Below are 17,927 nucleotides of genomic sequence, written 5' to 3'. Positions count from 1 at the left end.
AGGTTCAGCGCGGAACCAGGGAGAGGACGGCCGCGACCAGCTCGGGGCCGTCGAGCAGCGCCGGGTCGTTGTGGTCGGCGCCGGGGACCTCGACCAGCCGGGCCGACGCCGCGGCCGCCACCGCGCGGCTCTGGGCCGGCGGGACGAGCGAGTCGCGGCCGCCCACGACCACCACCGCCGGGACGCGCAGCCGCGCGGCCTGCTCCTCGACCGGGAAGCGGTCGCGCAGCAGCAGCCGCACCGGCAGGTAGGGGTAGACCTCCGCGCCGACGGCCGCCAGGTCGGTGAACGGCGACCGCAGCAGCAGCCCGGCCGGCGGGTGATCGAGGGCCAGCTCCGTCACGACGGCGGAGCCGAGGCTCTCCCCGAAGTAGATCAGGCGCCCGGGCGGCACCTGCCGGTCCTCGGTCAGGAACCGGTGGGCGGCGCGGACGTCGAGGGCGAGGCCGTCCTCGCTCGGGTCGCCGGGATTGCCGCCGTAGCCGCGGTAGTCGAGGAGCAGGACGGCCAGCCCGGCTTGGGCGAGCTTCGCGGCCAGCGGCGCGCGCCCCGCTCGGTTGCCGCCGTTGCCGCCCGCGACCAGCACGGTCGCCGCCGGGTCCCGGCCGGCCGGGCGCAGGTACCAGGCGCCCAGGTCGAGGCCGTCGGCGGTGCGGAGGAGGATGTCTTCGGCAATCGGTTCGGGGGTGCGGGTGGCAGAGCCCCCGCTCCGGGGCGAAGCCCCGGTTGTCACAGCGCCGGGCAGGAGGTTTGCGGCGGCGGGTAGCGGTGCCGGGTCCGGGACGTAGATCAGGCGCCGCTGGAACGCCCAGAGAGCGGTGAGCAGCAGCACGAGGACCACGGCCACGGGGAAGCAACCGCGGCGTGCCCACGTTGTACCTGTCGATGCCTTCACCACTCCGATTCTGCGTCCTCGGCGACTCCCTGGCGGCGGGCGTCGGCAGCAGCCGCGAGGACGACACGCTCGGCCGGCGGCTGACCCGCCGCCTGCGCGACGCGGGCCACGCGGTGCGCCTGCGGAACTTCGGCGTACCCGGAGCGCGCTCGGCCGACCTCGAACGCCAGGTCGGCGTCGCCCTCGGCGAGGGCGTGGACCTGGCTTTGATCGTGATCGGCGCGAACGACCTCGCCGGGTTCGTCGCCCCGGCGGTCGGCGCCCGCCAGCTGCACGACGCGGTGGCCCGCCTGGTGCGAGCCGGCGCGCGGGTCATCGTGGTGCCGGCGCCGGACCTGGGGATCGTGGCGCGCGTGCCGGGTCCCTATCGTCAGCTGGTCTCGGCGGCCAGCGGCCACTACGCGCAGGCGCAGGCGGAGGCCGCCATCCGGGCCGGGGGCGCGGTGGCAACGGCCGGTCCGGAACTCGCGGCTCGCTTCGCGGCGGAGCCGGGGCTGTTTTCCGCCGACCGGTTCCACCCATCGTCGGCCGGCTACGCGGTGATAGCCGACGGCCTGGCCCCCCACGTCCTGGCGGCGGCGCGGGACCTGGCCGCCTGACCGGGTGGGTGGCGCCCGGACGCTCGCAGATCACCACCGGCCTCGCCCGCACCGACCGCCGCGCGCGACCTGGACACCCGAACCGTTCGCGACCCCCGCACACTCCCCCAACGCACCACCGGCCTCGTACGCGCCGACCGCCGGCCGGTTTTGCCCGGCTTTAACCGGCGACCGGCAAGATCAGTTCCGCCAGGCGGTCGGAGCGAGGGGCTGGGGGTCCGGAGCTCACCGGCCGGGGGGACCTGCCGGTGGGAGGGTGCCGGTCGCCTGGCAGCCAGGGGGTACTGGGGGAGTTCTTCCCGCGTCCGTCGTGACGCGCGCTGCAGGCTGGGGGCCTGCAGCGCCCGCCCCTTCCGCTTCAGGGAGAGAGGGCAGACATGTACCGATCAACCCAGCGCGCCGTCGTCGTCGGCGCGATCGCGGCCAGTGCGCTCGCACTCGCCGCACCGGCCGCACTGGCCACCGTGCAGGGCGGCACTTCGTCGACGTGCGCGGGCAGTTCCTGCCAGACGAGCGAGGTCTGGTTCCCGGGCGGCACCCTGTCGGTCGACGCCGACGTGCACGGCAGCGGCGGGGCGGAGTGGGCCGTCCTCAACAGCAACGGCACCGTCTGCCGCTCCGGGTTCAGCGCCGTGGACCCGCCGCGGTCCTGGACCTGCAGCGGCGTGCCGGCCCAGTGGCTGTACGGCGTCGTCTCGGGACCCGCCGGCTCGTCCAACATCGGCCTGCGCTGGTAACACCCGGCAAGAGAAGGAGAACCACCATGAGGACGCTTCGCTTCTTCACCCGTTCCGTCGCGCGCAGCCTGCGCACTCGTGAGCTGGGCGCCGCCTGGCGCTTCTACTACGAGATCTACTGATGACCACCGCGGCCGGGGTCCCCCAGCCCCGGTCGCGGGGCTTTTCCCGGGAGACTTCCGTGCGCCGAGCCACTGCCGAGCCCGGCACGTTCCTGACCGACCCGCGCGCCGCCCTCGAGGGGTGGGCCGGCGACGGGATCGCGATCCGCCGGTTCGAGCCGGGCCGGTACCTGGTGTCCGGCGCGGAGCTCGTCCGCACGGCGCTGGCCGGGACCACGACGCCGTTCGAGGCGAAGGCGGCGACGTTCGGGGCCGTCGCCGGGTGGGTGCCCGGCTCCGAACGCAGCCGTCCGGTCAACGCCGCGCTGGCGCGGGAACTGGACCGCGCCGGGGAGGCCGTCCCGGCGGAACGGATCGGCGCCGAACTCCGCCGGTCCGCCGAGGCCGGTGAGACGTGGCCAGGCGCGCTTGCGACGTGCTACCTGCGGCTCTTCGGCGAACAGCTCTTCCCCGGCCTGCACGCGCGGGCCCGGCAGACGTTGCAGGACGCCCTCGCGGCGTCCGACGGGCTCGACCGCACGAGCACGACCCTGCGGCGGCTCCGGGGCCGCCTCGCGCACAGCCGGGCCGACGCGGCCCTGCACCGCTGGGCCACCGGCCGCACCGAGCCCCTTCCCGACGCCCTGCGCACCGCCCTCGGTTCGGCCGACGACGTCGCGCTGGCGCTGCACGGCCTGGTCGGCGCGGTCTGCCGGGCCGCGGCGATGGTGTTCGCCTGGACGGTCCTGCTCGACCGCGGCTGGCGACCGGGCACCCCGGCAGGCACGACCCTGCCGCCGGTCCCGGTGACCGAGCCCGCCGCCCACCGCGTCCGCGAAGCACTGCGGCTGTGGCCGGTGGCCTGGCTGCTGTCCCGCAAGGTCACCGCGGCGACCGGGCTGGGCGGCGTCCCGCTGGTCCCGGGCGACCGGCTGTACCTGTGCACGTACCTGCTGCACCGCGACCCGGAGGTCTGGACCGAGCCGGGCGAGTACCGCCCGGCCCGCTGGGCGGCGCCCCCGGAGGGCCACAAGGCAAGGTATCTCCCGTACGGCTTCGGCAGCGCGGCCTGCGTCGGCTCCCGCTTCGTGAACCAGGCGACGGCGAAGGTGCTCGAGTCCGCGGATACGCTCGACGACTTCGACCTGCGGATCACCGCCCCGGAGCCGGTGTTCGGCTCGCTGTTGTCGCCGCCGGCGGTGCAGCCCACCCGACGCGGCTGACCGGCAACCCCCGGCCCGGCGCCGGCTCGCCGCTCTCACCGCTGGTGGCGCAGCCCGCCCGCCTCGGCTCACAGGTTGATCATTCGCCTCGTCGGCGGCGCAGCCCCCCGACCCCGCCGACCGGCGGCAATCCACCCGACCGGCACTCGCCCTTTTCCCGGCGCAGCCCGCCCGCCCCGGCCGATCACCCGCCCGCCCCCCACCCGAGCCGCCCCGGGAAGGCCGGTGTCTCACCCTCCGTGGTGCAGCCCATACGGCCCCACCGGCCGATTCCCGCTACCCTCTCGGCGGGATGACCGGTTCGTCCGGTCAGCGGGGGGTGCGGACAAGAGTGCTCAGCTTCGGGGTGCTGGGACCGTTGCAGGTCCTGCGGGACGGCGAGCCCGTCCCCATCACCGGGCCCAAGGTGCGGGCCCTGCTGGCGGCGTTGCTGATGCGGGCGAACACCACGGTCTCGCTCGAACGGCTCACCGAGCTGCTCTGGGGCGACGACCCGCCGGACACCGCGCGCAAGAGCATCCAGGTGCACGCGGTCCGGCTGCGACGGGCGCTCGGTGACGGCGTCATCGAAACGCAGCCCACCGGCTACCTGCTGCGCGTCCGGTCCGCGCAGCACGATCTGCTGCGGTTCCGCGAGCTCGTCGCCGCCGCGCCCGGGGAGCCGGATCCGGCAACCGAACGCGAACTGCTCGCCGCCGCGCTCGATTGCTGGCGCGGGCCCGTGCTCGCCGATGTTCCGGCCGAGGTGGTGAACCGGGAAGACGTCGAGCAGGAGCGGTTGCGGGCGCAGGAGCGGTACTTCGAGGTCAGCCTCGAGCTGGGCCGGTCCGGCGAGATCACCGACGACCTGGCGCGGGTGACCCGCGAACACCCGTGGCGGGAAGCGTTCTGGGCGCTGTACCTGGAGGCCCTGCACCGCTCGGGCCGCCGCGCCGACGCCCTCGAGGCCTACCGTGAAGTACACCGGATGCTCACCGACGAGCTCGGCGTCGGGCCCGGCGAGCGGCTGCGGCGCGCCCACCGGGCCGTCCTCGCCGACGAGACCCCCGACGAACCGCCCGCCGCGCGGCCGGAGTTCCGGCCGCGGCAGCTGCCCCCGGACGTCGCCACGCTCGTCGGCCGGGCCGCGCTCATGTCCACTTTGGACGACCTGGTGGGCGGGCCGGCCGGGACGCACCCGCCGATCGCGCTGCTCGTCGGGCCGGCCGGGGTGGGCAAGACGACGGCCGCCGTGCACTGGGCGCACCGCGCCGCGCGGCACTTCCCGGACGGCCAGCTCTTCGCCGACCTCCAGGGCTACTCGGCGGTCCCGGCGCTCGCGCAGCTGGAGGTGCTGACCCGCTTCGCGCACGCGCTCGGCGTCCGGCCCGGCCAGGTGCCGACCGAGCTCGCCGACGCCGCCGCGCTCTACCGCTCGGTGCTCGCCGACCGGCGGGTGCTGATCGTGCTGGACAACGTGGCGGGGCCGGACCAGGTGCGCGCGCTGCTGCCCGGGAGCCCGGGCTGCGCGGTGCTGATCACCAGCCGCGACCGGCTCTGCGGCCTGGCCGCCACCGTGGACACCCGGCTGGTGGAGCTGGCCGAACTACCACCGGACGACTCGCTCGCGCTGCTCGCCTCGGTCGTCGGCGAAGAGCGCGTCGCGGCCGAGGAGACCGCCGCGCGCGAGCTGGTGCGGCTGTGCGCCGGGCTGCCGCTGGCCCTGCGGATCGCCGCGGCGAACCTGGCGCTGTGGCCGGACCGGTCGCTGGACGGCTACCTCGCCGAACTGGCCGGCCCCGACCTCGAACAGCTCGGCGTCCGGCGGGCGTTCGACCTGTCCTTCGACGCCGTTTCCGCGGCCGCGGCCCGGTTCTTCCGCCTGCTCGGGCTGGTGCCCGGGGCCGACATCGAGGTGGCGGGCGCGGCGGCACTGGCCGGGGTCACCGCGCTGCAGGCCCGCCGGCTGCTGTGGGACCTGGCCGCGAGCCACCTCGTGCAGCCCCGCGGCGGCGACCGGTTCGGCCTGCACGACCTGCTCCGCGCGTACGCCGCCGAGCGGGCGCGCGAGGACCTCCCGGCGGCCGAGCGGGCGGCCGCGCTCGACCGGCTCTTCGGGTACTACCTGCGGGCCGCGGCCGGCGCGGCGACCGCGCTCTACCCGGACCTGCAACGGCTGCCCGACGCGCCCGAGGACAGCGAGGCCGTCGAGCCGGCCGAAGCGCGCCGGTGGCTGCTGGCCGAGCACGGCAACGTCCTGTCCGCGATCCGCTGGACGGCCGGGCGGGAGCAGGGGCCGTTCGCCTGGCGGGCGGCCGACCTGCTGCGCGGCTTCTTCCACTCGCACCGCCTCGACGCGGAGTGGCAGGCGGCCGCGACCGCCGGGCTGACCGCCGCGCGCCGGGCCGGGGACGAGCGGGCCGCCGGGGCGATGCGGCACAGCCTCGGGGCGTTGGCCTGGAGCCGCGGGGACTACGAGACGGCGCTCGCGGAGCTCGAAGCCGCCCAGGCGTCCTACCGCGCCGCCGGTGCCCGCGAAGGCGCCGACTCGGTGCTGCACGCGCTCGGCGTCGTGCACCTGGACCTCGGCCGGCTCGACCGGGCGATCGAGTACTTCACCGCGGCGCTGGCCGGGACGCTGCGCAGCGGCGCGTCGATCCGGGCGGCCAACGGGCTGATCAACCTCGGGGCCGTGCTCATCGAACACGGGCGGCTCGCCGAAGGCGTCGAGCACAACGAGCGTGCCCTCGACCTCTGCCGCCGGCTCGGCTCACCGCACGCGGCGGCGATCGCGCTGTGCAACCTCGGGTACGCCTACCGCGTGTCGGGCGACTTGGCCCGCGCCGGGGCCGTGCTGACCGAAGCGTTGGAAGCGTTGCGGGAGCTGGGTTCCCGCGACGACGAGGCGGACGCGCTGGTCCGGCTCGCCGCGGTGCACCGGGTCACCGGCGACCTCGAACGAGCGTGGCCCGCGGCGCGGCTGGCGGTGACGGTGGCGCGCGAGGCGGGCAACCAGCGGTTCGAGGTGGACGCCCTCGGCGCGCTCGGCGACCTGCACCGCCAGGCGGGCGACCCGGCGGCGGCGCTGGCGGAATACACCGAAGCCCACCGGCTGGCGGAGAAGATCGGCTACCTCCGCGGCCGGATCGCCACCCTGCTCGGTCTGTCCACTGTGGACACGGTCGACGCGGCCACGCACGGCGCGGCGGCCTTGCGCGAAGCCGAAGAGGGCGGCTTCCGGCTGCTGGCCGAGCAGGCCCGGACCAGCCTGGCGTGGATCTCGTTCAACGCGGGCTCGCCCGAAGAAGCGGAACGCCTGGCCGGACAGGCGATCGCCGGGTTCCGGGCGAGCGGGCACCGGCTGGGCCAGGCGTACGCCTTCGTGGTGCTCGGCCGCGCCCGCCTGAGCTTGACCGGCCCCGCCGCGGCCCGGGAGTGCTGGCACACGGCCGAGGAAATCCTGGCCACGGCCGGTGAACGCCCGGCGCTGGCGGCAGTGCGGGCGCTGCTGGCCCGGTGACCTCCGGCCGCAGGCGCCGCGAATGACTCATTCGCGGCCTCCCAGGTCCCGAATGAGTCATTCGCGACACTGGCGGCCCGTGCGCGGAAGCCCGCGGAGACCGTCAACGGCGCGCGGAGAGCTCCGCCGGGTGCAGGTCGTAGAGCGCGTACGCCTTCCGGATCACCGGCTGCGCCACGTTCCGCACCCGCACCCCGCCGGGCGTCACGCCCTGCTCGCACCCGAAGTGCGCGTGCCCGTGCAGCGCCAGGTCGGCACCCACCTCGTCGATCGGCTCGCACAGCAGGTACGACCCCAGGAACGGGTGGATCTCGGGGGGCTCGCCGTGCAGCGTCCCGGGGATCGGCGCGTAGTGCGTCAGCGCCACGACGACGTCCGTGTCGAGGGTTTGCAACGCTTTGCGCAACGAATCCGCCGAAGCCATCGTCGTCTCGACGAAGTCCTTCATCTCCCGCTCGCCGAACCGGCTGGCGCACTTGCCGGCGAACCCGCCGCCGAAGCCCTTGACGCCCGCGACGCCCAGGGAGCCGTCCGGCAGGTCGTACCGGACCGCGTCGCCTTCCAGCACGTCGACGCCGGTTTCCCGGAGCAGGTTCGAGATCATCTCGCCGGAGTCGCTGTGGTGGTCGTGGTTGCCGAGCACGGCGGCGATCGGCACGCCGAGCCCGGCGAGCTCGTCGGCCACCACGCGGGCTTCCTCGACGGTGCCGTGCCGGGTGAGGTCCCCGGCCAGCAGCAGCACGTCGGCGGTGCCCGCCAGGTGTTCCAGGGCCGGCCGGAGCAGGCCGCGGGAATCTTCGCCCAGGTGCACGTCCCCGACCGCGGCGATCCTCATCGGCCGATCTCCTCCGCGCTCGCCGGCTCGCGGACGTCGGCGACCCGGACGTCGTTGTGCACCAGCTCCCCGGTCAGGTACTCGCCGACGACCGCGTCGACCTCCTCCTTGCGCGCCGGGCAGGTGACTTCGCCGGTCAGGTGGACGTGCTCGCCCCGGACGGTCACGTGCACGCCGAGCTCGGCGGTACGGGGGTCTTCGGCGAGGGCCCGGCTGAGCCGGGCGACGAGGTACTGCGGTGGTTCGGGCACGAGAGCCTCCTTCGGGTCGATCACGGCCAGGTCGCCGAGCAGCGCCAGGAACGCCCGGGCGTACGGGGACGCCGACACCTGCACGGCGACGTCGGTCCAGTCGACCTGCTCGCGCAGGTCGCGGGCGATCCGCAGCAGCGGCGCGAAGTCGCACCGGTGCGCGCTCAGCACGAGCAGCTTGTCCACCAGCAGGTCGGTGCCGGAGACGACCGGCGCCGCGGTGGAGCCGATGCGCATCAGCGCCGCGCGGTCGAGCAGCTCGTCGGTCACCGGCCGGTGGTTGGGGCCGTGGATGAGGTCGACGAGGATGTCGCCGTCGTAGACCTTCGTCAGCCAGTCCTCCGGCGGGTGCACGCGGCGCAGGCCCGCGGCGGTGAGCACCTCCGCGGCCCGGTCCGCGTCGCCGGGCTTGAGGAACAGGTCGACGTCGTGGTCCGACGGCGGCCCGCCGCGGGCGTACACGGCCAGCCCGCCCGCCACGGCGAACCGGATGCCGGTGCCGTCGAGCGTGGTCACGACGCGAGTCAGGCTCTGCAGCAGCGCCTCCGCTTCCATGGCGGAGGGTTACCCGCGACCGGCTCGGCCCTAACCGCCGTTCGCGGGCCGCTCCCGGAGCCACGCGCAGGCGCCGTCGACCGTGGGGTGCAGCGCGAGTGTGCGGTCCATGCGGGTGACCTGCAGCGAACGCAGCACCGGGCGTCCGTCGGCGACCACCGCGAACGGCAGGTCCGCGGCCGCCGTTGCGCCGGCCAGTTCGGCGATGACCTGCAGCCCCGCCGAGCCGCAGAAGGTGATCGCCGCCAGGTCCACGATGAGCGCGCCCGGCCGCCCGGCCAGCGCGGCGCGGGCCCGGGCGCGCAGCACCGGCGCGGTGCCGAGGTCCAGGTCGCCGGCCGGCGCGACGACGACGGCCTCCGGGACGGTGCGGACGCGCACCGTGAGTGTGGACGCCCCGTCGTCGGTCACGGGTGCTCCCTTCCGTCGCTGCCGACCCTAGATCGGTTGCATCGTTTTGTCATCGATTTGCCGGGTAACCGGAGCGGACCAGCCGCCCCAGAGGAGAGGACAGCCGGCGATGAGCACCGTCACCGAATCCGTCGACGTCGAGACCGACGTCACCACCGCCTACAACCAGTGGACGCAGTTCGAGTCGTTCCCGCACTTCATGGAGGGTGTCGACGAGATCCGGCAGCTCGACGACACCCACACGCACTGGAAGATCACCGTCGGCGGGCAGACCCGCGAGTTCGACGCGACGATCACCGAGCAGCACCCGGACGAGCGCGTCGCCTGGAAGTCCGACTCCGGCCCGACGCACGCGGGGGTCGTGACCTTCCACCGCCTCGACGACCGGCACACCCGGGTCACCGCCCAGCTCGACATCGACCCGGACGGCTTCGTCGAGAACGTCGCCGACAAGCTCGGCATCCTCGACCGCCGCATCAAGGGCGACCTGGGCCGGTTCAAGACCTTCATCGAGGACCGCGGTGGCCGCGAGACCGGCGCCTGGCGCGGCGACGTGGCGCGCCCGGGCAACTGACCGACCGGCCCGCAACCGCCCCCGCCGTCACCTGGACGACGGGGGCGGTTCGCTGCCGCCGGCGTCCGGTTTATCCCCGGACCACCCGGGTAGCCAGCCGCCCTACCAAGCCGGTGGTCGCCCATCGGCACCCATGTGGGCGCGAAAGTGCCTCTCCCGCAGGAGGTCGAGATGACGCAGGGAGCCGGCGGTCAGTCACCGCCGCAACCGGGCAGCGGTTCGCCGTCGATGCCGGAAACCGCGAAGGACGAAGCCCGCGAAGTGGCTTCGACGGCCGCCGACCGGGGCGGCGAAGTCGCGCAAACGGCTGCGGACCAAGCAAAGCACGTCGCCGCGCACGCTCAGAGCGAAGCGCGCGACCTGCTCCGCGAAGGCCGGGAGCAGTTGCAGTCGCAGGCCAGGGACGGCCAGCGCAAGGCGGCCGAAAGCCTCCACCAGCTGGCCGGCCAGCTGGAGCGGATGGCGGAGCAGACCGACTCCCCCGGCCTCGCCGGCGACGTCGCGCGCCAGGTGTCGGACCGCACGCGCTCGGTGGCGGACTGGCTCGAGCACCGCGAACCGGGCGACCTCCTGGACGAGGTCCGCCGCTTCGCCCGCCGCCGCCCGGGCACGTTCCTGGTGGGGGCGGCGGTCGCCGGTGCGCTGGTCGGGCGGCTCACCCGGGGTGTGGTGGCGCAGCAGAAGGAACAGTCGTCGAACGGCCGGGCGGGCGCCCCGCAACCGCACGCCGGCCCGGCCGCGACGCCGCCGGTGCCCCAGCCGGGCGGCGGGTATCCGGCGCCGCAGCAGGGCCTTCCGCAGCCGGGATACGCGGCCCCGGGCGGCTACAACGGACCGCAGCCGGCAGGCGGCCTCCCGCAGCCGACCCAGCCGGGCGCGGCGCCCGGCGGGTACAACGCGCCGCAGCCCTCTGAAGGCTTGCCCCAGCCGGGCCGGCCCGGCGGGCATGCCGCGCCCTCGCCGGAAGGCCTGCCCCAGCCGAGTGCAGTCCCTGGCGGGCACCCCACGCCGCCCGCGGGCGACTTCTCACAGCCGGGCGCCGCTCCCGGTGGGTACAACGCGTCGCAGCCCACGGGCGACCTTCCCCAGCCGAGTCACCCTGGCGGCCACACCGCATCGCAGCCGGGCGCCACCCCCGGCAGCCACACCACACCGCCGGCAGGTGACCTTCCCCAGCCGGGCCGTCCCGGCGGGTCCACCGCGCCCACGCCGCCGGAAGGCCTGCCCCAGCCGAGCCCTCGCTTCTCCGCGCCGGGGCAGGTGCCGTGATGACCCAAGCACCCGGGCCCGGGCCCGTGCCCCGCGCCGGTGAACCCGTCGATGTCGCCGATGCTTCGGTTGGCGAGCTGATGTCCAACGTCATGAAGGACCTCTCCACCCTGGTGCGGCAGGAAGTGGAGCTGGCCAAGGCCGAAGTCAAGGCCGAGGCGGGCAAGGCCGCGAAGGGCGCCGGCATGCTCGGCGGCGCCGGGTTCGCCGGCTACCTGGTCGTGCTGTTCCTCTCCATCGCCCTGTGGCAGGGCCTGGCGAACGTCATGGATTCCGGCTGGGCCGCGCTGATCGTCGCGGTCGTGTGGGCGATCGCCGGTGCCGTGCTCTACGCGACGGGACGGCGGGAAGTCCGCCGCGTCAACCCGAAACCCGAACGCACCGTCGAGACCCTGCAGCAGGTTCCCGACGCACTGAAAGGCGAACGACCATGACCGAACCGGAGCGGATCCGCCGCGAAATCGAGAGCACGCAACGCAATCTCAGCACCGACGTGAACGCCCTCACCGAAAAGGTGACCCCGGGCCGGATCGTCGAACGCCGGATCGGCCGGGTGCGGACGGCGGTCGGCAACGCGCGGGACCGCGTCATGGGCACGGCGTCCGACCACGCGTCGACGGTGGGCGACAAGGCCGGCTCGGTCGCCTCGGCGGCCGGGGACAAGGTGAGTTCGGCCGCCGACGCCGTCAGCGAGGCCCCGCAGTCGATCCGGCGCGGCACGCAGGGCAATCCGCTGGCCGCCGGCCTGATCGCCTTCGGCGCCGGCTGGCTCGTGTCGTCGTTGCTGCCGGCGAGCGAGCCGGAGCGCCGGCTGGCCGGTCAGGCGACCGACCTCGCCCGCGAGCACGTCGCCCCGGTCGCCCAGCACGCGGCCGAGGAGCTGAAGGAGAACCTGCGCGAACCGGTCCAGCAGGCGGCCGAGTCGGTGAAGTCGGAAGCCGCCGACGCGGCGTCCACGGTCAAGGACGAAGCGCGCTCGGCGACCGGCGACGTCACCGATCGCGCCCAGGAAGCCCGGGAGAACGTGCGCTCGCAGAGCTGAGGCCGCGGGGCGCGGCCGCCCGGCCGCGCCCCACCTCCCGCGAAAGGACGGCGATGTCCCCGTTCGACCCGCCCGCCGGCGACTCGCTGATGTTCGTCGGCACGGCGACCACGGTGCTCCGGCTGGGCCCGTTCACCTTGCTCACCGACCCGAACTTCCTCCACCGCGGCCAGTGGTCCTACTTCGGCCAGGGCCTGCTTTCCCGGCGGCGCACCGAACCCGCGCTGCAGCCCGCCGACCTCCCACCGCTGACCGCGGTCATCCTCTCCCACCTGCACGGCGACCACTTCGACCGGATCGCGTCCCGCGAACTCCCCCGCGACACCCCGATCCTGACCACCGAGCACGCGGCGACCCGCTTGCTGCGCCGCGGTTTCCACGCACCGCTCCCGCTGCCGACGTGGACGACGGAGACCTTCTCGGACGCCGGCGCGCGGCTGACGGTGACGTCGGTGCCCGCCCGGCACGCGCCGGGCCCGATGCAGCGGGTGCTGCCGCCGGTGATGGGCAGCGTCCTGGAGTACCGCGCGACGCCGGATGCCGAGCCGCTGCGCATCTACCTCAGCGGCGACACGGTGATCCACGACGAGCTGCGGACCATCCGCACGCACTTCCCCGACCTCGACCTCGCCGTCGTGCACCTGGGCGGCACGCGCGCGTTCGGCGTCCTGGTCACCCTCGACCACCGCGGCGGCGTCGACCTGCTGAACCTGCTGGAACCGCGCCAGGCCGTGCCGGTGCACTTCGACGACTACGGCCTGTTCCACTCGCCGGTGTCCAACTTCCTGGAAGAAGTCCGGCTGCGGCGCCCGAAAACGCGGGTGCAACTGCTGCAGCGGGGCGAATTCCTGGCGTTGTGACCGCGGCTCACGGCCACCCGCCCGGTATCCGGTGCCGGCCGGCACCGGATACCGGCGGAGGAACACGCGTGTCGAAACCGTTGTCCGTGACCTGCGAACTCGACGGCACCCGGCACGCCGGCGTCGCTGCCGCGGGATGCGCCTGGAGGCGCGGTGGCCGGGACTGGTCCTACCGGCCGCTGTCGGGGCAGGCGGCGTCCGCCGGCGCCGTGGAACACCCGGGCGCCGTCACGGCATCACTCCCCTCTCCTCGTGTCCGTTCCCTTCGCCGTCCGGCGCCGCGGAGGAGATCGCTCCCGCCGCGGGCACTTCGCGGCGAGCAGGCGGACACCGGGTCGTCGCCGCGGCAGGCCGGCGACGCGGGGCGGCCGCGGCACCCCGCGACGGCGGCGGGCGGCGGGCACCGGCGGTGACGGCGGCTCGAAGTTCGCGGCCACGATGGCGTCGAACTCCGCCCGGACCCACGCGGGGTCGGCCAGCACCAGCTCGGCGAACCCGTCGGCCACGGCCGAACGGGCGATCTTGTCCGGCATCGTCGTTCACTCCCCGGATCGTCTCGCGATGTCACCAGGTCATGTCCTGCTTTCCCTTATTCGTATAGCACCGCGCGATGATCGCTTCAAGTCCTCAAAGGACCCCCGGGTCCCCCGTGACATTTTTTCCGGATACACCCGCCCGGAGCAGCCGGCCGCCGCCGTGTTCACCGGGCGTCCCCGGGCCCGGGACCGATCGGGCGGCCCGGACCTCGCGGCCTTCCGCCGTTCAGTGACCGTTCAGTTCGCCTGCGTGCCGGAAAGCGCTGTCTCGCAACACTTTCCGGAGATCACGCGCTGGCCGGGCGCGGACGTGGCCGCGTATGGTCGGCCGGCACGAGCTTGGGAGCGCTCCCGAATCCGGCCCCGACGAAGGAGGACAGCGTGGTTCCCCGACGCAAAAACCTGCTCTCCCTGGTGGTGACGGCCGTCGCCGCCGTGCTGCTGGGCGGCGTGTTCACCGGCGTCGCCGACGCGCACGGCTCGGCCACCGACCCGCCGTCGCGCAACTACGGCTGCTGGAACCGCTGGGGCAGCGACTTCCAGAACCCCGCGATGGCGACGAAGGACCCGATGTGCTGGCAGGCCTGGCAGGCCGACCCGAACGCGATGTGGAACTGGAACGGGCTCTACCGCGAAGGTGTCAAGGGCAACCACCAGGGCGCCATCCCCGACGGGACGCTGTGCAGCGGCGGGCGCACGCAGGCGCCCCGGTACAACGCGCTCGACACGGTCGGCGCGTGGCAGATGGCCGACAAGGACAACCGGTTCACCCTCACCATCACCGACCAGGCCCGGCACGGCGCCGACTACCTGCTGGTGTACATCACCAAGCAGGGCTTCAACCCGGCGACCCAGCCGCTCGGCTGGGGCAACCTCGAACTGGTCGCCCAGACGGGCAAGCTCGCGCCCGCCGGGCAGTACCAGGTCGCGGTGAACGCCGGATCCCGGACGGGGCGGCACGTCGTCTACACCATCTGGCAGGCGAGCCACCTCGACCAGTCGTACTACTTCTGCAGTGACGTGAACTTCTCCGGACGCTGACCGGCCCGGGCCGCGGGACGTCCCCGCGGCCCGGCTTCCGGCGTTAGATACGTTACAGCTCCTGATCGTAACGCAAGGCGTAAGCTCGGGGTATGGAACTCACCCTGCCGGGCGGCCCGGACTGCGGGCACGCCATCGAGGTCGCGACGGCCTATTCGCCGCCGTCCCTGCTGAACCATTCGATGCGGGTCTACGCCTGGGCCGTCGCGCTGGGCGACGTCCACCACGTCGAGTTCGACGCCGAGCTGCTGTTCGTCGCGGCGATGCTGCACGACGCCGGGCTCGCGGCGGAATTCGACAGCCACACCGTGCCGTTCGAGGTGGCCGGCGGGCACGTGGCGTGGGTGTTCGCCGCCGGCGCCGGCTGGCCGCCCGAGCGCCGGGCGCGGCTGGCGGAGGTGATCGTCCGGCACATGCAGGCGGAGGTCGACCCGGCCGAGGACCCGGAGGGTTTCCTGCTGTCGAGGGCCGCGGCGGCCGACATCGCCGGGCGGGACGTCGCGGACCTGCCCGCGGGCTTCCGCGCGGAGGTCCTCGACCGCTACCCGCGGCTGGACCTGGTGGCGGAGTTCCTCCGCTGCTTCGGCGACCAGGCGGCCCGCAAGCCGGAGAGCTCGGCCGCGGCCGCGATGAAGAACGACCTCGCCACCCGCATGGCCCGCAACCCGCTCGAAAGGAATTGACGTGCAAGCCGTCACCGTCGCCGATCGCACCGCCGCACCGGCCCTCACCGAACTGCCCTACCCGCACGCCGCCGAGAACGACGTCATCGTGCGGGTGCACGCGGCCGGGTTCACCCCCGGCGAGCTGACCTGGCCGGCCACCTGGACCGACCGCGCGGGCCGGGACCGGGCGCCGAGCGTCCCCGGCCACGAGCTGTCCGGCGTCGTCGCGGAACTGGGTTACGGCACCACCGGCCTGACCGTCGGCCAGCGTGTCTTCGGCATGGCCGACTGGGCCCGCAACGGCTCATTGGCCGAGTACACGGCGGTGGAGGCGCGCAACCTCGCGCCGCTGCCGGCCGACGTCGACCACGTCACGGCCGCCGCCCTGCCGATCTCCGGGCTGACGGCGTGGCAGGCGCTGTTCGACCACGGGCGCCTCACGGCGGGCCGGACCGTCCTGGTCCACGGCGCGGCCGGCAGCGTCGGCTCGCTGGCGGTCCAGCTGGCGCGCGAGGCGGGCGCGCGGGTGCTCGGCACCGGCCGCGAAGCCGACCGGGACACGGTGCTCGGCCTCGGCGCGGAGGCCTGCCTCGACCCAATGTCGCCGGACATCGGCCAGGTGGACCTGGTCCTCGACGTCCTCGGCGGCGAGGTCCTGGACCGGTCGGCGGCCCTGGTGCGCGACGGCGGAACCCTGGTCACGGTCGCCGAGCCGCCCCGCGGGCCGGGCATCTTCTTCGTCGTGGAGCCGGACCGGGCCCGTCTCGCGGACCTGGCCCAGCGCGTCCGCGACGGCCGCCTCCGCCCCCGGATCGACACGGTCCGCCCGCTGGCGGAAGCCCCGGCGGCGTTCGGCACGCGTGGAAGGACGATCATCCGGACGGCGTGACGTACCGGTCGAACCAGCTCTTGGCGGCGCGCAACGGACCGTCGACCGCCGGGAGGTCGGGATACCAGGCCTTCTCCCATTCGAGTGACACCCAGCCGGACCACGAACGCAGCAGGTCACCGCATTCACCGAGCGGAACGGCGCCCTCCCCCGGCGGGACGGGGGTGGGTGCTTCGCGGCTCTGCACGTCCTTGACCTGGAAGTAGCCGAGGTAGGGGCCGAGCACGGTTGTGGTCACGGCCGGGTGTTCGCCGGCCCGCCAGGGGTGAACGGCATCCCAGAGGACGGCGGCGAGGTCGGGAGCATCGAACCCGTCGACGAGCTTTCGGGCGGCGGCCCCGGTGGGGTGCGAATCGTGGGTTTCGACGAGCAGCTTCACCTGGGCATCCCGAAGATCGTCGAGGACGGCGGCGATGCGGGGTTCGGCGTTCCCGTCTCCGCCGGGGAACGACCGGATCTGCGGGGCGCCGAGGCGGTGGGCGAGGGCGATCAGGGCTTTGAGCTCGTCGATGACGGGCTGGTCGGCCCCGGGAGCGGCGACTTTCGCATAGCCGGCCAGGCAGGAGACGGCGAGGTTTTCGCTGTTCAGGAGCGACCGGACGGAGTCGAGGGAGGAGGCGGAGAGTCCCAAGTGGACTTCTTCGTCGGGGTGGACACGCAGTTCGAGTCCGGCGCAGTGGTGGGCTTTCGCGGTGCGCGCCGCTTCGCGGACGGGGATGCCGGGCATGCCCAGCGTGCTCACGGCGAACTGCCACCCCATCGATGCCCTCCCCGCTCGGTTGGTGGCGAGTGTAAGCGCTTTCACCAAGGTGCACGAGGTGGCTGACGGGTGTTGTCGTGGCCATGCCCGCGGCTGCGCGATCATCCGCACCGGACGACGGCAACCTCGCGGACCGATCCCCGCGCCGCCGCCGCTCATAGCAATGCCCCACGACCGCCCGGCGCCGCGGAGCACTCTCAGGTTTCGCCGCTCGCGCCATGCCCGATCCATGCCGCCTTGGCCGCGCGGATGGGTCCCCGAACCGCGCCGCTCGCGGCGATGCCCACGACTTACCCGGCCTCGCCTCGCGAGCCGTTCGCGGGCAGGCCGGTGCCCGCGCCCGTGATCACCTCGGGCGCGGGCACCGGCTCCCGGCTCAGTGGGCCTTGTTCTGGCCGCGGCCCGCGGGGGCTCGGCCGTTCGCGCCGTCGGCGGCCTTGGCCGCCTGCTGTGCCGGCTTCTCGGCCGAAGCCGGCTTGGCCGGAGCCGGGGTCGCAGGCTTGGCCGGAGCCGGAGCCGGAGCCGCCGGCGCAGCCGAAGCCGGCTTGGCCGGGGTCGGAGCCGAGGCCTGAGCCGCCGAAGGCTTGTCCGACGACTGCGTAGCCTTGTCCGCCGACGAACCCTCCGAAGCGTTCTTCTCCGCCTCGGCCAGCGGGTTCGGCCGCCGGATCTGGACGACCGCGACGATCGCCGCCGCCACCGCCCCCAGCGCCACCAGCCACGGCCAGCGGGCTCGCTTCGAGCGCTCCCCTCGGGCCACGCTCTTGGCCTCCTGCAGCGCCACCGCCAAATCCCGCTTCGCCGTCGCCACCGCCTTGCGGCGCTTGCGACCGGACTCGCCCGCCGAACTCACCACCGTCGCCACCGCCTGGGCCGCCTTGCGGCCCGGGTCGCGCAGCTTGGCCGCGCGGGCCATCACCTCGTCGCGGGCCGCGCCGGAATTGGCCAGCACGTCGCGGCGGGACGACCGGGTGCTCTTGTCGAGGTCCTTGGTCGCCGCCCGGCCGACCTTCGCGAGCTCGTCCTTGCCTTCGGCCAGCTTCCGATCGGTGATTTCGACCGCCCGCGCGGCTGCTGCCGCCCCGACCCGCGCGGCCTCCGCGGCGAGGTCCCGTACGCCGGCCGCCGCCGTCTTCACCGATCGCCCGACCGGGGCGTCGCCCTGGCTCATGTGATCACCTCTCA

General features: G+C 74.5%; 19 protein-coding genes. 12 read left to right on the top strand and 7 right to left on the bottom strand.

The features are described 5' to 3' along the window. Positions 1-4: 4 nt before the first annotated feature. Complete coding sequence (locus tag ACWDN5_RS08230; RefSeq protein WP_449675453.1) at positions 5-847, bottom strand: alpha/beta hydrolase; 843 nt, start codon at positions 845-847, stop codon at positions 5-7. Positions 848-864: 17 nt separating this feature from the next. On the opposite strand from ACWDN5_RS08230, the gene ACWDN5_RS08225 reads away from it, so the two are divergent. From ACWDN5_RS08225 to ACWDN5_RS08210, 4 genes are all read left to right on the top strand, one after another. Then, positions 865-1,494, top strand: coding sequence for an SGNH/GDSL hydrolase family protein (locus ACWDN5_RS08225; protein WP_449675451.1), 630 nt, complete (start codon positions 865-867; stop codon positions 1,492-1,494). Between the two features lie 377 nt (positions 1,495-1,871). Next, complete coding sequence (locus ACWDN5_RS08220; RefSeq protein WP_310976969.1) at positions 1,872-2,231, top strand: hypothetical protein; 360 nt, start codon at positions 1,872-1,874, stop codon at positions 2,229-2,231. 181 nt (positions 2,232-2,412) lie between these two features. Further along, positions 2,413-3,555 carry a cytochrome P450 gene (locus ACWDN5_RS08215; protein WP_449675449.1) on the top strand — a complete coding sequence of 381 codons (1,143 nt, stop codon included), beginning with the start codon at positions 2,413-2,415 and terminating at the stop codon, positions 3,553-3,555. A gap of 292 nt (positions 3,556-3,847) precedes the next feature. After that, positions 3,848-7,054 carry a BTAD domain-containing putative transcriptional regulator gene (locus tag ACWDN5_RS08210; protein WP_449675448.1) on the top strand — a complete coding sequence of 1,069 codons (3,207 nt, stop codon included), beginning with the start codon at positions 3,848-3,850 and terminating at the stop codon, positions 7,052-7,054. Positions 7,055-7,157: 103 nt separating this feature from the next. Here the strand turns inward: ACWDN5_RS08210 and ACWDN5_RS08205 are convergent, their stop codons facing one another. The 3 genes from ACWDN5_RS08205 to ACWDN5_RS08195 are packed head-to-tail and all read right to left on the bottom strand — an operon-like array spanning position 7,158 to position 9,106. After that, entirely contained in the window at positions 7,158-7,889 is a 732-nt protein-coding gene (locus ACWDN5_RS08205) for a metallophosphoesterase family protein (RefSeq protein WP_449675446.1), read from the bottom strand. Further along, positions 7,886-8,695: a nucleotidyltransferase family protein gene (locus tag ACWDN5_RS08200; RefSeq protein ID WP_449675444.1), complete on the bottom strand. Its 810-nt coding sequence runs from the start codon at positions 8,693-8,695 to the stop codon at positions 7,886-7,888. Before ACWDN5_RS08200 ends, ACWDN5_RS08205 begins: the two co-directional genes overlap by 4 nt. Positions 8,696-8,725: 30 nt before the next feature. After that, on the bottom strand, positions 8,726-9,106 hold the full coding sequence (locus ACWDN5_RS08195; protein ID WP_449675442.1) for an STAS domain-containing protein: 381 nt from the start codon (positions 9,104-9,106) through the stop codon (positions 8,726-8,728). A gap of 109 nt (positions 9,107-9,215) precedes the next feature. On the opposite strand from ACWDN5_RS08195, the gene ACWDN5_RS08190 reads away from it, so the two are divergent. The 5 genes from ACWDN5_RS08190 (at position 9,216) to ACWDN5_RS08170 (ending at position 12,851) form a co-directional block, all read left to right on the top strand. Continuing rightward, a complete protein-coding gene (locus ACWDN5_RS08190) occupies positions 9,216-9,680 on the top strand; it encodes an SRPBCC family protein (protein WP_310976962.1) in 465 nt (154 codons plus the stop codon). 171 nt (positions 9,681-9,851) lie between these two features. Further along, entirely contained in the window at positions 9,852-10,949 is a 1,098-nt protein-coding gene (locus tag ACWDN5_RS08185; protein ID WP_449675440.1) for a hypothetical protein, read from the top strand. Beyond that, complete coding sequence (locus ACWDN5_RS08180) at positions 10,949-11,383, top strand: phage holin family protein (RefSeq protein WP_310976958.1); 435 nt, start codon at positions 10,949-10,951, stop codon at positions 11,381-11,383. Before ACWDN5_RS08185 ends, ACWDN5_RS08180 begins: the two co-directional genes overlap by 1 nt. Continuing rightward, positions 11,380-11,991 (top strand): DUF3618 domain-containing protein, encoded by a 612-nt coding sequence (locus tag ACWDN5_RS08175; RefSeq protein WP_449675438.1) that lies wholly within the window; start codon positions 11,380-11,382, stop codon positions 11,989-11,991. The genes ACWDN5_RS08180 and ACWDN5_RS08175 overlap by 4 nt, the downstream gene beginning before the upstream one ends. A gap of 53 nt (positions 11,992-12,044) precedes the next feature. Further along, entirely contained in the window at positions 12,045-12,851 is an 807-nt protein-coding gene (locus tag ACWDN5_RS08170) for an MBL fold metallo-hydrolase (RefSeq protein ID WP_449675436.1), read from the top strand. A gap of 236 nt (positions 12,852-13,087) precedes the next feature. Here ACWDN5_RS08170 and ACWDN5_RS08165 read toward each other — a convergent pair whose 3' ends face one another. Continuing rightward, positions 13,088-13,384: a hypothetical protein gene (locus tag ACWDN5_RS08165; RefSeq protein WP_310976953.1), complete on the bottom strand. Its 297-nt coding sequence runs from the start codon at positions 13,382-13,384 to the stop codon at positions 13,088-13,090. Between the two features lie 384 nt (positions 13,385-13,768). Between ACWDN5_RS08165 and ACWDN5_RS08160 the strand changes: the two genes are divergently transcribed. The 3 genes from ACWDN5_RS08160 (at position 13,769) to ACWDN5_RS08150 (ending at position 15,982) form a co-directional block, all read left to right on the top strand. Beyond that, the gene (locus ACWDN5_RS08160) at positions 13,769-14,428 is read left to right on the top strand and encodes a lytic polysaccharide monooxygenase auxiliary activity family 9 protein (protein WP_310976952.1); all 660 of its coding nucleotides are present in this window, start codon (positions 13,769-13,771) and stop codon (positions 14,426-14,428) included. Positions 14,429-14,520: 92 nt separating this feature from the next. Continuing rightward, complete coding sequence (locus ACWDN5_RS08155) at positions 14,521-15,111, top strand: HD domain-containing protein (RefSeq protein WP_449675434.1); 591 nt, start codon at positions 14,521-14,523, stop codon at positions 15,109-15,111. A gap of 1 nt (position 15,112) precedes the next feature. Further along, entirely contained in the window at positions 15,113-15,982 is an 870-nt protein-coding gene (locus ACWDN5_RS08150) for an NADP-dependent oxidoreductase (RefSeq protein ID WP_449675432.1), read from the top strand. Here ACWDN5_RS08150 and ACWDN5_RS08145 read toward each other — a convergent pair. Both ACWDN5_RS08145 and ACWDN5_RS08140 read right to left on the bottom strand, forming a co-directional pair. Then, on the bottom strand, positions 15,966-16,742 hold the full coding sequence (locus ACWDN5_RS08145) for a sugar phosphate isomerase/epimerase family protein (RefSeq protein ID WP_449675430.1): 777 nt from the start codon (positions 16,740-16,742) through the stop codon (positions 15,966-15,968). The genes ACWDN5_RS08150 and ACWDN5_RS08145 overlap by 17 nt on opposite strands. Positions 16,743-17,118: 376 nt before the next feature. Further along, the gene (locus ACWDN5_RS08140) at positions 17,119-17,913 is read right to left on the bottom strand and encodes a hypothetical protein (protein WP_449675428.1); all 795 of its coding nucleotides are present in this window, start codon (positions 17,911-17,913) and stop codon (positions 17,119-17,121) included. Positions 17,914-17,927: the final 14 nt, after the last annotated feature.

It is taken from the genome of Amycolatopsis sp. NPDC003731 (assembly GCF_053586895.1).
This window is presented reverse-complemented; position numbering and strand designations above follow the sequence as displayed.

What these genes read in the sequence shown, in the direction of transcription:
- ACWDN5_RS08175 (WP_449675438.1), top strand. Translation starts at nt 11,380, where the DNA reads ATGACCGAACCGGAGCGGATCCGCCGCGAAATCGAGAGCACGCAACGC.
- ACWDN5_RS08190 (WP_310976962.1), top strand. Translation starts at nt 9,216, where the DNA reads ATGAGCACCGTCACCGAATCCGTCGACGTCGAGACCGACGTCACCACC.
- ACWDN5_RS08205 (WP_449675446.1), bottom strand. Translation starts at nt 7,889, where the DNA reads ATGAGGATCGCCGCGGTCGGGGACGTGCACCTGGGCGAAGATTCCCGC.
- ACWDN5_RS08145 (WP_449675430.1), bottom strand. Translation starts at nt 16,742, where the DNA reads ATGGGGTGGCAGTTCGCCGTGAGCACGCTGGGCATGCCCGGCATCCCC.
- ACWDN5_RS08210 (WP_449675448.1), top strand. Translation starts at nt 3,848, where the DNA reads ATGACCGGTTCGTCCGGTCAGCGGGGGGTGCGGACAAGAGTGCTCAGC.
- ACWDN5_RS08140 (WP_449675428.1), bottom strand. Translation starts at nt 17,913, where the DNA reads ATGAGCCAGGGCGACGCCCCGGTCGGGCGATCGGTGAAGACGGCGGCG.
- ACWDN5_RS08185 (WP_449675440.1), top strand. Translation starts at nt 9,852, where the DNA reads ATGACGCAGGGAGCCGGCGGTCAGTCACCGCCGCAACCGGGCAGCGGT.
- ACWDN5_RS08165 (WP_310976953.1), bottom strand. Translation starts at nt 13,384, where the DNA reads ATGCCGGACAAGATCGCCCGTTCGGCCGTGGCCGACGGGTTCGCCGAG.
- ACWDN5_RS08220 (WP_310976969.1), top strand. Translation starts at nt 1,872, where the DNA reads ATGTACCGATCAACCCAGCGCGCCGTCGTCGTCGGCGCGATCGCGGCC.
- ACWDN5_RS08170 (WP_449675436.1), top strand. Translation starts at nt 12,045, where the DNA reads ATGTCCCCGTTCGACCCGCCCGCCGGCGACTCGCTGATGTTCGTCGGC.
- ACWDN5_RS08180 (WP_310976958.1), top strand. Translation starts at nt 10,949, where the DNA reads ATGACCCAAGCACCCGGGCCCGGGCCCGTGCCCCGCGCCGGTGAACCC.
- ACWDN5_RS08200 (WP_449675444.1), bottom strand. Translation starts at nt 8,695, where the DNA reads ATGGAAGCGGAGGCGCTGCTGCAGAGCCTGACTCGCGTCGTGACCACG.
- ACWDN5_RS08155 (WP_449675434.1), top strand. Translation starts at nt 14,521, where the DNA reads ATGGAACTCACCCTGCCGGGCGGCCCGGACTGCGGGCACGCCATCGAG.